The organism is Polyangium sp. 6x1 (genome assembly GCF_029946515.1).
Classification (GTDB): domain Bacteria; phylum Myxococcota_A; class Polyangia; order Polyangiales; family Polyangiaceae; genus Polyangium.
Genome location: NZ_JARZHH010000003.1, coordinates 242,507 through 256,711 on the forward strand (window position 1 = coordinate 242,507; position 14,205 = coordinate 256,711).

10 protein-coding genes and 1 pseudogene are annotated in these 14,205 nt (G+C 69.4%); 8 read left to right on the forward strand and 3 right to left on the reverse strand.

The window, feature by feature from the left end; all coding sequences use genetic code 11:
- Window positions 1–4 precede the first annotated feature (4 nt).
- Window positions 5–1,504: a PLP-dependent aminotransferase family protein gene (locus QHF85_RS06000; RefSeq protein WP_281326091.1), complete on the reverse strand. Its 1,500-nt coding sequence runs from the start codon at window positions 1,502–1,504 to the stop codon at window positions 5–7.
- 47 nt (window positions 1,505–1,551) lie between these two features.
- Here QHF85_RS06000 and QHF85_RS06005 point away from each other — a divergent pair, with 47 nt between their 5' ends.
- Window positions 1,552–2,043 carry a carboxymuconolactone decarboxylase family protein gene (locus QHF85_RS06005; RefSeq protein ID WP_281326092.1) on the forward strand — a complete coding sequence of 164 codons (492 nt, stop codon included), beginning with the start codon at window positions 1,552–1,554 and terminating at the stop codon, window positions 2,041–2,043.
- A 138-nt stretch (window positions 2,044–2,181) separates the two neighbouring features.
- Here the strand turns inward: QHF85_RS06005 and QHF85_RS06010 are convergent.
- Window positions 2,182–2,373 (reverse strand): annotated as a pseudogene (locus QHF85_RS06010) (GntR family transcriptional regulator); the annotation flags it as partial.
- Between the two features lie 77 nt (window positions 2,374–2,450).
- On the opposite strand from QHF85_RS06010, the gene QHF85_RS06015 reads away from it, so the two are divergent.
- From QHF85_RS06015 to QHF85_RS06035, 5 genes are all read left to right on the forward strand, one after another.
- Entirely contained in the window at window positions 2,451–2,909 is a 459-nt protein-coding gene (locus QHF85_RS06015; RefSeq protein ID WP_281326093.1) for a carboxymuconolactone decarboxylase family protein, read from the forward strand.
- Window positions 2,906–3,706, forward strand: coding sequence for an isocitrate lyase/phosphoenolpyruvate mutase family protein (locus QHF85_RS06020; RefSeq protein ID WP_281326094.1), 801 nt, complete (start codon window positions 2,906–2,908; stop codon window positions 3,704–3,706). Before QHF85_RS06015 ends, QHF85_RS06020 begins: the two co-directional genes overlap by 4 nt.
- 444 nt (window positions 3,707–4,150) lie before the next feature.
- Window positions 4,151–4,426, forward strand: a complete 276-nt coding sequence (locus QHF85_RS06025) for a hypothetical protein (protein WP_281326095.1) — start codon at window positions 4,151–4,153, stop codon at window positions 4,424–4,426.
- Between the two features lie 299 nt (window positions 4,427–4,725).
- Window positions 4,726–7,425: a kelch repeat-containing protein gene (locus QHF85_RS06030; RefSeq protein WP_281326096.1), complete on the forward strand. Its 2,700-nt coding sequence runs from the start codon at window positions 4,726–4,728 to the stop codon at window positions 7,423–7,425.
- A gap of 154 nt (window positions 7,426–7,579) precedes the next feature.
- On the forward strand, window positions 7,580–9,631 hold the full coding sequence (locus QHF85_RS06035) for a hypothetical protein (RefSeq protein WP_281326097.1): 2,052 nt from the start codon (window positions 7,580–7,582) through the stop codon (window positions 9,629–9,631).
- A 4-nt stretch (window positions 9,632–9,635) separates the two neighbouring features.
- Here the strand turns inward: QHF85_RS06035 and QHF85_RS06040 are convergent, their stop codons facing one another.
- Window positions 9,636–11,450 carry a DUF4215 domain-containing protein gene (locus tag QHF85_RS06040; RefSeq protein WP_281326132.1) on the reverse strand — a complete coding sequence of 605 codons (1,815 nt, stop codon included), beginning with the start codon at window positions 11,448–11,450 and terminating at the stop codon, window positions 9,636–9,638.
- A 198-nt stretch (window positions 11,451–11,648) separates the two neighbouring features.
- Between QHF85_RS06040 and QHF85_RS06045 the strand changes: the two genes are divergently transcribed.
- Together QHF85_RS06045 and QHF85_RS06050 are read left to right on the forward strand one after the other, a co-directional pair.
- Window positions 11,649–12,857, forward strand: coding sequence for a hypothetical protein (locus QHF85_RS06045; protein WP_281326098.1), 1,209 nt, complete (start codon window positions 11,649–11,651; stop codon window positions 12,855–12,857).
- A 58-nt stretch (window positions 12,858–12,915) separates the two neighbouring features.
- Window positions 12,916–14,178, forward strand: coding sequence for an AgmX/PglI C-terminal domain-containing protein (locus QHF85_RS06050; RefSeq protein WP_281326099.1), 1,263 nt, complete (start codon window positions 12,916–12,918; stop codon window positions 14,176–14,178).
- Window positions 14,179–14,205: the final 27 nt, after the last annotated feature.

The window sequence follows — 14,205 nt, forward strand, 5'->3', positions numbered from 1 at the left end:
ACGGTCAGATTCGTCCTCGATCGCGCAAGAGCGGCGCGAGCGCTTTGCCCATCGCCACGGCAGCCGCTCGCAGCCTCGCGGGCTTGAACGCGGCAAAACCGAGCAGGAGCCCGCCGCGCTGGAGCGGGCGTATCGCGTGCGGCGAGAGCGGCGTGGCGACCACCGAATGGGCAGCGAGCGCAGAGGCCGCCGCGCGGTCGTCCACGCCGGGAGGCAGCCACACGCAGAGATGGAGGCCGGCATTCGAGCCGATCACCTCGACGGCATCCCCGAGCTCGGACGCGAGCGCTTCGAGCAGCGTCGCGCGCCGCTCGGCATAGAGTTCGCGCATGCGCCGGAGGTGCGACACGAAATGCCCCTCGCCCATGAATTCGGCGAGCGCCATTTGCGCGAGCGGCGGCGTGAAGCGATCGAGCACGCTCTTCGCCGTGACGAACCGGTCGAGCAGCGCGTCGGGCACGATGACATAAGCGAGCCGCAACGCCGGGGATAGCGTCTTGCTGAAGCTCCCCGCGTGAACGACGACCCCCGCGCCATCGAGCCCCTGGAGCGCCGCGAGCGGATGGCCCTCGTAACGGAACTCGCTGTCGTAGTCGTCCTCGAAGATCCACGCGCCGCGCGCCGCAGCCCAATCGAGCAGCGCGAGGCGGCGCTCGATGGAAAGCGTGAAGCCGAGCGGCGCCTGGTGCGCCGGCGTGACATAAGCAAAGCGCGCATCCGGCGCACGCTCGATGCCAGCGGCGACATCGATCCCGCCCCCGTCGATGGGCAGCGGGACGAGCTCCGCGCCCACGCCTTCGAGGACGGGACGCACGCCCACGTAGCCGGGGTCTTCGATCCAGGCGCGATCCCCTGGATCGAGGACGAGCCGCGCAGTGATGTCGAGCGCTTGCTGCACGCTGGGCGTGACGATCACCTGCTCGGCCGAGCACGAGACGCCCCGCGCGACGCGCAGGTGCTCCGCGATGGCCTCGCGCAGCGCGCGCACGCCGCGGATGTCGATGTCGGCGAGGCGCGTGCCCACGGCGCGCCGCGCGGCGCGGGCCACCATCCGGCTCCACGCCTCGTGGGGAAAGACGTCGAGGGCCGGGAGGTGCGCGGTGAAGGGCCGCAACGCGCCGGAACCGGCGAACGGGTTTTTCGTGCCGTCGAGCCCTGCACCCCAGCGCGACAGGTGCGGCGCGCGCGCCCGAGCGCGTCGCGTCGCGCCCGGGGGTTTGGCCTGGAGCCACGCGTCGGGCAGATCGCGCGTGACGAAGGTGCCGGAGCCCCGCCGGCCGACGATGTAGCCCTCCGCCGCGAGCTGGTCGAACGCCGCGACGACCGTGCCGCGCGCGAGGCCGAACTGCTGCGCGAGATCACGCGTCGAGGGCAGGCGCGCGCCTGGCCGGAGGCGTCCTTCGAGGATCGCGCCGCGAAGCGCGTCGTAGGCTGCGCGGTGCAGGGGGACACCGTGCTCGCGAAGGGGGATTGGGAACTCAGGGACACGCGTGCGGCGGCTCATGGCGGGCGAAGTGGTCCAGTCTGTTATGGGGAATGTGGAGCTTACACGTGGACCGCTGCGACGCTATCCCCTTGCACAAGGAGGAACTCATGACGCAACGCCTCGATTACAAAACCGTCGCCCCTCAAGCCTTTCGCACGCTCGTCGGCCTCGAAGAGCACGTGCGAAAATCGGGCCTCGAGCGCAGCCTCGTCGAGCTCGTCTATCTGCGGGTCTCTCAGATCAACGGCTGCGCATTCTGCATCGATATACACACCAAGGATCTGCGCGCCGCCGGGGAGGCGGAGCAGCGGCTCTATCTCCTCTCCGCGTACCGAGAGGCACCCTTCTACTCCGATCGCGAGCGCGCCGCGTTTGCGTGGGCCGAGGCCTTGACCCAGCTCGGCCGCGATGGCGTGCCGGACGCGGTCTTCGAGGAGGCGCGCCGGCACTTCAAGGACGAGGAGCTTGCCGAGCTGACCTTGGCCGTGGCCGCCATCAATGTCTATAATCGCATGGCCATCGCCTTCCGGATGCCCGTGGGCACGAGGGCCCGATGACGCTCCGCGGCCGCGCCGCTCGCTTCCGCGAGCTGCATGCGAAGGGCCGCCTGCCAAGATCCGCGCGTGCAAGCGCGAGGCGAGGCTCGTGGACGTGTTCATCAATGCGCGCATCGTAGCCCTCCGCGCGAGCTGGTCGAACGCCGCGACCGTGCCGCGCGCGAGACCGAGCTGCTGCGCGAGATCACGCGTCGAGGGAAGGCGCGCGCCTGGCCGGAGTCGTCCTTCGAGGATCGCGCCGCGAAGCGCGTCGTAGGCTGCGCGGTGCAAGGGGACACCGTGCTCGCGAAGGGGGATCGGCAGCTCGGGGACACGCGTGCGGCGGCTCATGGCGGGCGAAGTGGTCCAGTCCGTTGTTTGGAAAGTGGAGCTTACACGTGGACCACTCCGGCGCTACATCCTCGGTCATGAAGCAACGCATCGCCTACAACGAAGTCGCCCCGAAGGCCTTTCGCACGCTCCTCGGCCTCGCGCAGCACGTGCGCACCTCCGGCCTCGAACCGAACCTCGTCGAGCTCGTCAATCTGCGGGTCTCCCAGATCAACGGATGCGCGTTCTGCATCGACATGCATACGAAGGATCTCCGCGCCGCCGGGGAGACGGAGCAGCGGCTCTATCTCCTCTCGGCATACCGGGAGGCGCCCTTCTACTCCGATCGGGAGCGCGCCGCGCTCGCGTGGGCCGAGGCCGTGACCGAGCTCGGCAAGGACGGCGTGCCGGACGTGGTCTACGAGGAGGCGCGGCGCCATTTCGGGGAAGCGGAGCTCGTCGAGCTGACGCTGGCCGTGATCCACATCAATGCGTGGAATCGCATGAACGTCGCTTTCCGGATGCCCGCGGGCACCTACACGCCGGTGGCCAAATGACGGTCCGCGACCTCGCCGAGCGATTTCGCGCGCTCCACGCCGAGGGGCATCTGCTCGTCCTGGCGAACGTCTGGGATGCGGCCTCGGCGCGCGTCGTGGAGGCCGCGGGCGCCGAGGCGATCGCGACGAGCAGCGCCGCGCTTGCCTGGGCGCACGGAGTTCCGGACGGCGAGCGCCTGCCGCTCGACGTGCTCGTCGCGGCCGTGCGTGAGATCGCCGCGGTCGTGTCGATTCCGATCACCGTCGATTTCGAGCGTGGCTATGCGGACGAACCCTCCGCCGTCGTCGCGGCGGTCGCGCGGGTGGCGGATGCGGGGGCCGTCGGCGTGAACCTCGAAGATCGGTCCGGGCCACCCGACGTCCTCGCGCAAAAGATCCGCGCGTGCAAGCGCGAGGCGAGGCTCGCGGACGTGTTCATCAACGCGCGCATCGACGTGTTCCTCCACGGCGCGGCGCCGGAGAATGCGCTTGGCGAGGCGCTCGCGGGCGGTCGTGCCTATGCGGACGCGGGGGCGGACGGCCTGTTCGTCCCGAAGGTCACGGCGCCGGCGGCGATCGAGGCCCTGGTGCGCTCCACGCCGCTGCCGCTCAACGTCATGGCCGTGCCTGGATTGCCGAGCGTGCCCGAGCTCAGGGCGCACGGAGTCCGGCGTCTCAGCGCCGGCCCTTGGTTGGCTCTCGCGGCGCTCAGCGCGGCGCGGAGGGCCTCGGTCGAGCTCCTCGCGCACGGCTCGTACGAGAAGCTCTTCGACGCCGACCTCTCCTACCTGGCGTTGAACGAATTGCTCGCGAGGTGACGCACCTCGGCCTCGGTTCCCTCGACGAGCTCCCTGCAGAACGCAAAAATCACGCTCATCGGGGGAACGGGGACAACGACCGACAGAGGAAGGTCGCGCCGGAGCCGGCGCACGGGAAGCGCGCTCGGCGTCGAGATGCGTGAATCCCGATTTCTTCGTCCTGCATATCCGGAGCGCGCCGCAGCGCCGGGCGTCGTGGGGAGCGCGTCGTCTCGATCGGGCCACGATGCCTCCGCCGTCGATCGAGACAAGCCTGCCGCGATGAGCACGTTCCGCGCGACCTCGGGGAGGGCCGGCGGTTCTTGCACGACGCTGCCCGCCCTCTGCGCCTCGCATTCACGGATCGGGGAGCCCGTATGTCCCGTCTGTCGGATCGAAGCTTGCAATATCGACGCGGTATCCACGGAGGTGTCTCCGGGGATGAACTGCAAAAGGAGAGTCCTCATGAAAACCTGCTTGGCGACCTTCGCGTTCTTCACCTCCATCGCGTGCTGGTCCGGCAGCGCGCTTGCGGAATCCTGGCACTGCCTCGCATGGCCAGGATCGGACACGTCGGACACGCATGAATTCTTCGGCCCCAGCAGGCACAACTCCCGCATGTTCGCGCTGCGGCAATGTGAAAGGGCCCATGGCAGGGGAAACTGTTCCGTGGACTGCCACCGCGATCATGGTGGTGGTGGCGGGGATGATGACGATGATGATGATCATGATGATGATTAGCAGCACCCTCCCTCCAGCGAGCTCACGTTCTCCGACGAACCGATGCGTTGCCGTGCTCGCCCCGATTGCGGCGCAGGGTAGCCATCTCATGACCTCGTGACGCCTCGCCGTGCCGCGCGTCCACCGGCACCGCCTTCCGTGGTTGGCTCCGCGGCGACACTCCACCGGCCCGCTTCCACGCTGCACCGCCATACCGACGATCGGAAAGAATACGTCCGACCTCCCGAGCGATCGCGGTGACGCCGTCTCGAGCCATCCGCTAGGATGCGCGCCTCGTCGCCTGAACCGGAGATGGCTCGATGCCGATTTGCTCATTTTTCCAGCGCAGCGCGCTGGCTGCGTTTCCCGTGCTCCTCGCAGGGTCGTTTTCCGCCTTTCTCGGCTGCAGCATCGAAGCGCCGCCGCCCGTGGATCCGGCCCCGCCCGGCTCCTCCCCCACAGCCTCGCGCCTGCGCCAGCAGTTCCCGGAGCGCGCAGGCGCGGTCCTCGACCACGGGGAGATCTTCGCCTCGCAGAATGACGCATTCGTCCGCGCCTCACCGCCGCCCGGGGAGGCCCACTGGGGCGGCCTCGGTTTCGAGCTCCCCCACGCCGCGGGCGCGGCCATGCGGTTTTCCCTCCCCGAAGGTTTTTCCTTCCATGTGCGCGAGATCGGCCGTGAAGGCGAGGCCGAGCCCGCCGATCGCGCCGTCGCTTTCCGCCGCGCGGGCGGCACCTCGTTCTGGACCGTGGGGTCGGGCGGCGTCGAGGAATGGCTCCACGTCGAGCCGGAGGCGGTGCGCGAGGACGCGCCGGTCGCTGCCTGGGAAATTGACGGCGCGCGCCTCGAGCAGGACGGCGATCGGGTGCTCGTGCTCGACGGCGAGGGCCGCGCGCGTGTCGCAGTGACCGCGCCCGAGGCATTTGCCGCCGGAGGCAGCGCCGTCGCCGTGCGGCTCGCCGCGCGCGGCTCGACCCTCGAGCTCTTCTTGCAGCCCGGCGCGCCCCGCGGCGAGAGCCTGCTCATCGATCCCTCGTGGACGCCCGCAGGCTTGCTCAACGCGGCGCGTAGCTATCACGCGGAGAGCCGGCTCATGGATGGCAGGGTCCTCGTCACCGGCGGCATCGGCTCGGGCAGCACCGGGAGATTCGCCGAGCTCTACGACCCGGCCACGAACATGTGGACGTTCGCCGCCTCGATGGCCAATCTCCGGTACAATCACACCTCCACCCTGCTCCCGGATGGCCGAGTGCTCGTCTTCGGGGGGCAGAGCAGCGTGGGGTACTTGGCCGAGCTCGAGATCTACGATCCGACAGCGAACACCTGGACCAGCGGCCCTCTTGGCGTCGGCGCGCGCGCGCAGCACACGGCCACGCTGCTCGCGGATGGCCGCATGCTCGTCGCCGGGGGATATTCGGCGAGCTATGTGGACACCGCATCCATCTACGATCCCGCGGCAAACACATGGAACGCCACTGCGAAAATGAAGAAGGCCCGCTCCATGCACGTGGCGGCCCTCCTCCCGAATGGCAAGGTGCTCGTGGCTGGCGGCGACAGCTCGCTGCCGGTCGACACCATTTCAGCGACGGAGATTTACGATCCCGCCACCGACACCTGGACGACCGGGCCCTACATGAACCAGGGCCGTTATCGCGCGGCGGCCGTGCGCCTCGCGAACGGCAAGGTGCTCGTCACCGGCGGCGAGATCTCGGGGAGCAACCCCTTCAATCTATGCGAGCTCTACGATCACACGACAAACACCTGGACGCTCACGGGGTCCATGCAGGTTGGCCGCGTCGATCACCGCATCACGGCGCTGCAGAATGGGCAGGTCCTCGCCACGGGCGGCCTCACGCTGCAGCAAGCGAACTGGGTGACGGCGGAGCTCTATGATCCCACGCTCGGCGCGTGGTCGTCGACGGCCTCGATGAGCAATGGTCGCGCGGGGCATTCGGCCACGCTGCTGCAAGACGGGAGGGTGCTCGTCGCCGGCGGCGCGGCGGTGCAGTCGTACATCGCAAGCGCCGAGCTCTACACCGGCCCCGCGATCGTCTCCTGCACCCAGGCGGCCGATTGCGCGAATGGTAACTGCGTCGACGGTTATTGCTGCAATACCGCCTGCGGCGGCGGCGCGGCGAACGATTGCCAGGCCTGCAACGTCCCCGGCTCGCTGGGCACGTGCACGCCCCTCGCCCAGGGCACGCTTTGCCGCGCCGCCGCCGGGCTCTGCGACGCGCCGGAGACCTGCAGCGGCAGCGGGACCGCGTGCCCCGCCGACGGCTTCGCCCCGGCCGGCACGCCCTGCCGCGCCGCCGCGGGCGCATGCGACGCAGCGGAGGTTTGTTCGGGCAACGGCGCGTTGTGCCCGGCCGATGGATATGCATCCGATGGCACTGCTTGCAATGACGGCAATGCGTGCACGCAGGTCGACGCCTGCAAGTCGGGCATGTGCAGCGGGATGAACCCCCTCGAATGTCCTGCGCCGGACGAATGCCACGAGGCCGGAACGTGCAATGCGCAGACCGGCGCGTGCGCGAACCCGCCCAAGGCCGACGGGACGCCGTGCAACGGTGGAATGTGCCAGGTGGGTATGTGCGTGCCGCAGGGCGGCGTCGGCGGCGGGGGCGGCGCTGCGGGCGCGGGCGGGAGCGGAGGCGGCGGCGGAAGCGGAGGCGGCGGCGGGAGCGGAGGCGGCGGCGGAGCCGGAGGCGTGGGCGGGAGCGGAGGCGGCGGCGGAAGCGGAAACGGAGGCTCGGGCGGTACCGGAAACGGAGGCTCGGGCGGCACCGGAGGCAGCGGCGGAAGCGGAAACGGCGGCGGCACCGGCGGCACCGGCGGCACCGGCGGCGACGGAGGTGCCGGTGGCAGCTCCTCCGGCAATTCGCCCGATCAGGAAGGCAGCTGCGGCTGCGGCGTGGAGGGATCGCCCGTCAGCGGGGCGGGCTGGGCCGCGCTCGGCGCGCTCCTCCTGCTGCGGCGACGTTCGTTGCGAATGCGGATCCGCGCGGCCCGCTCGTAGCGGCGCTCCTCGTCCCGGGGCGCCCCACGAGGGCGCCTTCGCCGGCGCGCCGACGATCCCGAGAGCGCGCGACCGTTGACGTCGTGCGCTCCAGATGGTCCCATCCGGCGCGGCGCGCCGTCGCGTGCGGAATCGATTCGAGCGAGGGACCACGATGACCAAGACCTTTTGCAATCTCGAAGCGCTCGCCACGATCTCCGCCGGCGCGCTCGGCGAGCTGCTCACCAGCGCCGACTGGAGCGCGTTCGTCCCCGCGCGCGACCTGCCCGCGCTGCGCGCGCGGCTCGAACGCCTCGAGCGCGAGGAGGGGGTGACGTCGCTCCACCGGCTCGCCTCGGAGCGCGTCCTCCGCGGCGCGCGCTTCCTCCTCGCGGCGCCGCACGGCGCCGCGATCACCGCCTTCGCGATGAGCCCCTGCGGTCGTTACCTCGCCACCGGGAGCGAGTCACCCCACGACGACTATCGCGCGGGCGGCGTGCTGCTGATCTGGGAGATCGCGACGGGCCGCGTGGTCCGCGCCTTCGAGAGGATCGAGGGGGGCGTGGGGTGGACGGAGCATATCGCGTGCATGCAATGGAGCGCGTCGGGGCGGTGGCTCGGAGTCGCGTTCAATACCAACGTCGTCGGCGTCTTCGATTCCTTCGAAGGTGAACCATTTCAATTCGAGGGGGTGGTGACCGACGGGTGGGATTCACCGCCGGCGTGGTGCTTCGCGCCCGATGAGGCGCATCTGTTCATCGCGGCCTGGGGCCCGGACGAGGCGCCTGGCTGTGTGGTGCCGTTCGCTGACGGCGGCGTCTTTTACGACGATAGCGACGAGGTGCGCTGGCTCGCGGCGCAGCCCAAGGACGAGGACGACGGGGAGCATGCCGATCTCCAGCCCTTCAAATGGGTGCGCTGGTCTCCGGACGGCGCTCATGTCTACGGCCACAACAACCATGATCAGGCCTACGCCATCGACGCCAAGACGGGCGCTCTGCGTTATCGGACGCAGGTGGAGCCGCCTGTCGCCTGGTCACCCGACGGCGCGCGCATCGCACACAACCCCGCGGGGCTCGTCTTCTACGACGGCCGGAGCGGCCTCCCGACCCTCGATCTGCCCATGATCGTCGGCGCGGGCGCGGTGGTCTTCTCGCCGGACGGCGCGCGCCTCGCCATGCTTGTGCACGCCGACAACACGTTCGGCGCCGACCCGGGCGTGCACGTCTTCGAGGGGCGCGAGGTGCGGGCGAGCCTCGAGCTGCGCCCCGCAAAGGGGCATTGGATGTTCCCGGACGCGTGCGCGTTCGCATTTTCGCCCGACGGGGTGCGCGGGGCGTGCCTGACCGACCAAGGCACCATTGAAGTGTGGTCGCTCGGTGCGGACGCGAAGCGGCTCGTGACGATCGAGGGCGTGGAGGGCGGGCCCGGGCTCGCGTGGGGCGCGGGGGATACGCTGGTCGGCGTCGGGCGGGGCGAGGTCGCCTTCTGGGACGCGAAGACGGGCGCGTTGCGCTCCCGCCATTCGATGCTCGCGCCCCCCGGCTACGCGGGGCCGCCGACGCAGCTCGGCCCGTATTGGGGCACGGCGCTCGTGCTCGCGTTGCCGACCGAGCAAGGGTGGGCGTGGGTGGTCGCGAACGAAGGCGGCGAAATGGTTTGTCCTCCCGATCATCGCGCCGCGGTGGCGCCGGCCGCCTCCTTCGTGGTCGACAATCGTTTCGCGTGGCCCTGGGCGTGGGCGGTGGGCACGCCGCTCGCGCCCGTGTACGACGATGACGCCGCGGTGCCGCAAGGATCGCCGCTCCGCAATCGGATCCGGCCGACGCGGGAGGTGGCGGGCGCGCCCTTCGTCACCGTGGAGGCGGGAGATCCGCGGCCGAAGGGCGCCGACCCTTGGGCCGAGACGCTCCACGAGCAGCGGCAGGGGCTGATCGACAAGGCGCAGCTGCTCTCGTTCGAGCTCAACGCGCTCCCGGCCACCCATTATCGCGCGATGCCGACGCTTCGAGGGAAAGAGATCACGAAGGAGCGGCTCGAGGCGTATGTCGGGAAGGTGGTCATGTTCGCGGAGGCGTGGCGTCCGGAGCACGTGACCATCGGCGTGCTCGCGGCGATGCGCGACGGCTATTTCGAGTACTATTACGAGTCCCGGCAGGGGAGCTCGGGCGGCGGCGGGCAGACCCTCGCGGAGCTCGCGTGGATCGGGCCCGCCGTGCCCGTTTGACTTCCTATTTCGCGATCACGCGGCCGGTCGCGAACTTGAAGAAGGACGAGTAGGCCGCGGCGTTGAGGCAGGTATTGAGGTCGACGGTCTGGTTGTTCTTGTCGCGGCAGGCGTTGACCGCCTTCGTCATGGCGTTCGTCGTGAGCGAATAGGGGCCGCCCGCGCCCGCGACCGGCGCGTTCGGATCAGCCTCGTCGGGCTGGATCGCGCTGATGACGTTGACGAAGCCGAAGACGGTGCATCCGCTGACCATGACGTCGAGAAGGGAGTTCTGCGTCGTGTATCCCTGATCGCACGCAATGGTGCCGCCCGCGGCGAGGTCGGCGGGGACCGGGACCTGGTCGAGCGAGGCCGCGCTGACGTTGCCGCAGAGCCGGCCGGCGCCGCTGTCGTCCGGTTGCCCCGTGCTCGCGAACGTCTGGAGCGCCGGGTCGAGGTGCTCCGAGGCGAGGTGGCCCGGCGTCGTGCCGCCCGACACGAGGGGCGTGCTCGCGTCGCCGACGGACATCGTGAGCCGCGCGCTGCTCAGCTTGAGCGACGCAGGCGTGCCCGCGAAGTTGATCCCGATCGAGAGTTTGCCCGGGCCCGCGGTGAGCGTCTTGGCGGAGATGAAGCCCGTCAGCTTGTCGAGCGGGTTGCGGTTCGCGTCGACGGAGACCGCGGCGATCGTGTACCACCAATCGAGATCGGCCGTGCCGTCGTACATGGCGCCCATCGGGACGACGGGATTGCCCGTGATGACGCCGAGCTCGATCGACGGGTCGGACGTGCCGCTGAGGTCGCTGAGGCCGAGCGTCTTCAGCAGGATGTTGATCGTGCCATTCTGGACGCCGGTGTCGAGCGAGGTCTGGAGTTGGCCCTGCGCAGCGGCGGAGATGGCGCTGCCGAGGCGGTTCGCGGCGCAGAAAGGCTCGGTGCCGAACTGCATCTTGAGCCAGGTCGCGCGCTGGACCTGCTCGAAGTTGCACGCGGAATCGCAGCCGTCGAGGTTCTTCGTGTTGCTGTCGTCGCATTGCTCGTCCGCGTCGCGGACGCCATTGCCGCAGACCGACCCCGACGAGGGCAGCATGCAATCGGCTTCGCAGCCGTCGCCGCCCATGGTGTTGCCGTCGTCGCATTCTTCGCCGGGATGGACGACGCCGTCGCCGCACACGATGGGCGAGCAGGCGCCATTCACGCAGACGGAGGCGAGCGCGCAGACGTCGCCGTTGCCGACGGGATTGCCGCAGGTATGTGTGGCGTCGTCGCAGGTGTTGCCGAGGCACGGGTCGAGCCCCGAGCAGTCGCGGGCAGGGTCGTCCGAGGCGCAACTGAACTTGCAGGAATCGCAGCCGTCGCCGTTCGCCATGTTGGCGTCGTCGCACTCCTCGTCCTGGCTGACGAAGCCGTCGCCGCAGATGTCGTCGAGGCAGGCGCCCGAAATGCAGATCTTCCCCGCGCCGCACGAGTCTCCGTCGACCTCGTTCACCCCGGGCGCGCAGGCGTGGTCGTCGCCGCAGGTCTCGGCGCCGTTGCAGGGGTCGCCGTCGTCGCATTTCGCGTCGCCGGTGTCGGGGTTCTTGTTGTCGCAGGTGTAAGAGCAGTCGGCCTCGCAGCCGTCGCCGCTCACGCTATTGCCGTCGTCGCAGGCCTCGTTGGCGTCGACGACCCCGTTGCCGCACGTCTCGCCACCCCCGCCGCCCGCGCCGCCCGCGCCACCTGCGCCGCCCGGGCCCGTGGTGTTGATCGCGTCGTCGCCGCCGCACCCGGCGACGGGTGCCATCACGACGAGCCCTGCGATCGCCATCAGGGCCGCGAGTCCAAGCGAATTCGAATGCATCCGCACGTCATACCTCCTAAGCGCCGCGGCCCGCGCCAAGCGGAGCCGCTTCGCCATCCTAGCCGGATCCGTGCACGCGGGGTGGGAATCTCGCGGCCCGCCCGGCGGCTTCCCGGTCGGATCGAGTCGAGGCCCGCGCACGGGAAGGGGGTTGTGCGGGGACCGTTTTCGCGGTTACATTGAAAATCCGGGTCTCCCATGAAATACCTTGCCGACTTCCTTCCCGCGACCTTCACAGCGCTGCTCGTCCTCGCCTGCTCCTCGAGCAACACAGGCACCCCCAGCGGCACCGGCGGCGCGGGCGGCACCGGCGGCGCGGGTGGCTCCACGACGAGCACCGGCGGCGCAGGCGGTGCGGGCGGCTCCGAGAGCCGCCCGTTCGCGATGGGATTCACGCCGTTCCCCTACGACATCACCGAAGCCGCCGTGCTCGACGTCTACGACAAACTCGCCGACGAGGGCGATCTCTACGCGTTCCACACGCTCTCGGGCGTGCCCTGGGTCGAAGCAGGGCAAGGCCTCGGCCTCGACGACTATGGCCAATCCGTCAAGGATGCATGGTCCTTCCAGAGAGACCACATCGCGCCAAACCACAAGATCTATCTGGGACTCACCCCGCTCGATGACTCCCGTTCCAAGATGGCAGATTATTGGGGCACCAAGGAGCACATGCCCCTGCCTCCGCCATGGGATGGCTACGAATTCGACGCGCCCGAGGTGAAAGCCGCCTACCTGAGCTTCTGCGAGACCGCGATCGCCAACTACAAGCCCGATTTCATGGGCACCGGCATCGAAGTCAACCTGCTGAAGAAAAACTCCCCGGCGCGCTGGGCAGCGTACGTCGAGCTCCAGAAGTCCACCTACGAAGCCCTGAAGAAATCGCACCCCGATCTGCCCGTCTTCGTGACGCTCACCGGCGTCGACCTGCTCGAGGGCTGGACCGACGCAAACCACGCCGACCAGATGGCCGCCCTCGCCGACATTCTGCCGTACACCGACATCCTGGCGATCTCGCTCTATCCTTACATGAGCAAGTACCTCGCCGACTCGCTCCCGCCGACCGTCTTCGCCGACCTCGCGGCCCTCGCGCCGGGCAAGCCCATCGCCATTGCCGAGAGCGGATATCCTGCGCAAGTCACGACCCTGGCGATGGCAGGCATCACCTTCAATGGCTCCCCGGAGAAACAAGACGAGTTCGTGAAGCTCCTCGTCAGCGAGGCGCAAAGCCTGAAGATGCCCTTCGTCGTGAACTTCGTGGTGCAGGATTACGACATCCTGTGGCAGAAGGCAGGTGGCGGTGATCTGCTCACGGTCTGGCGTGACACCGGCTTCCTCGACGAAAACGGCGCCGCACGCCCGGCGATAACCACCTGGCGCAACGCCCTCGCGCGTCCGCTCGCGCCCTGAGAAGGTGTTTTACACTCCTTGCCACCAGGCGGCCGATGAGGAACTCTGCGCCTTCCAGATGAAGATCACAAGGCTCACGAACGTCCTCCGCTGCTCGATTCCACGGCGGATCGCTGCGCTCGCATGTGCTGCGTCGGTCGTCGGTTGCACGCAGGCACCGGCGCAAACGCCGCCGCAGGCGCGACAGGAGGCGGTGTCTCCCTCACCCGCGACCGCTGCGGCGCCGCCCCCCGCTGCGCCCGACGTCGAGGGGCCGCGCATCCGCATCGCGTTGAAGGAAATCCGCATCGACGATGCAGCCGTACCTTGGGCCCCCGCGCCCATTCGCGATCGGCTCCACAAGATCGATCCGCTCTTCGATGCGCTGCGTGAGCTTCGCAAGCCCGGGCTCGACCCGTTTGCCAAAGGCGAATGCGTCTTCGAGATCGAGCCCGACGTCCCCTTCATGGCAGCGGCCAGCGCCATCATGACGGGCGCATTCGCAGGCTGCCCTGTGGCATGGGTGTCGACCGGCTCGGGGTGGCTGAAGCTGCGGACGCCCGTTCCGCAGCCTCCCGGCAAGCCGCCGGCGCCCGAAAGCAGGGTTGCCTCGCGCCGGCAAACCGCGCTGCACATCGGCCCGACGGCGTTCGATCTCACGGTCTTCGCGGTCGTGCCGCCCGCCTCCGGCGCAGGCCGAGAGGAGGTCCAGGAAGTCGCGAAACGCTCGGTCGCGCGTGGGACGTCGGCGGCCCGCGAGCTCGGCAGCGTGCTCGCCGGGGCCTGCGAGCAGGCTCCGCGTCCCTGTCCCGCAGGCCTGTGGTTGACCGCGGACACCGACGCGCTTTTCGGCGAAGCCGCGCGCGCGCTCGGGGCGATCGTCCACGTGCAGAATGCAAATCCCTCCGCCGGCGGTGAGGCAGCGGAGGTCTTGGTGAGCTTTCGGCCCCGTGGCTCCGGGCCGATCGATCAGCTCCCTCCTGCCATCCGGCTCGCGGGCACCCAGGTATCCGGTCGACTCGCGCCGGAGGAGATCCAGCGCGTCGTTCGGAGCCATTTCGGCGCATTCCGGGCCTGCTACGAGGAGGGGTTGAAGCGGAATCCCAACCTGGAAGGGCGCGTGAGCGTGCGTTTCGTGATCGGAAACGACGGTCGCGTCATGCAGGCCGGCGCGCCCCCGGAAACTTCCCCGAACCCCGCGGGCCAGGCATCCGCGCCGCCGATGCCGGATGAGAAGGTCGTCGCGTGTGTCGTCGGGGCGTTCGAAAAACTCGTTTTTCCTGCACCGGAAGCGGGGATTGTGTCCGTGGTCTATCCGATCCAATTTTCCCCGGGAAGCTGAGCGCCCCCGCGCGCAGCAGAGGATGGA

Coding starts and splice junctions, on each gene's coding strand:
- QHF85_RS06000 (WP_281326091.1), bottom strand. CDS start 1,504: ATGAGCCGCCGCACGCGTGTCCCTGAGTTCCCAATCCCCCTTCGCGAG.
- QHF85_RS06015 (WP_281326093.1), top strand. CDS start 2,451: ATGAAGCAACGCATCGCCTACAACGAAGTCGCCCCGAAGGCCTTTCGC.
- QHF85_RS06020 (WP_281326094.1), top strand. CDS start 2,906: ATGACGGTCCGCGACCTCGCCGAGCGATTTCGCGCGCTCCACGCCGAG.
- QHF85_RS06025 (WP_281326095.1), top strand. CDS start 4,151: ATGAAAACCTGCTTGGCGACCTTCGCGTTCTTCACCTCCATCGCGTGC.
- QHF85_RS06030 (WP_281326096.1), top strand. CDS start 4,726: ATGCCGATTTGCTCATTTTTCCAGCGCAGCGCGCTGGCTGCGTTTCCC.
- QHF85_RS06035 (WP_281326097.1), top strand. CDS start 7,580: ATGACCAAGACCTTTTGCAATCTCGAAGCGCTCGCCACGATCTCCGCC.
- QHF85_RS06040 (WP_281326132.1), bottom strand. CDS start 11,450: ATGCATTCGAATTCGCTTGGACTCGCGGCCCTGATGGCGATCGCAGGG.
- QHF85_RS06045 (WP_281326098.1), top strand. CDS start 11,649: ATGAAATACCTTGCCGACTTCCTTCCCGCGACCTTCACAGCGCTGCTC.
- QHF85_RS06050 (WP_281326099.1), top strand. CDS start 12,916: ATGAAGATCACAAGGCTCACGAACGTCCTCCGCTGCTCGATTCCACGG.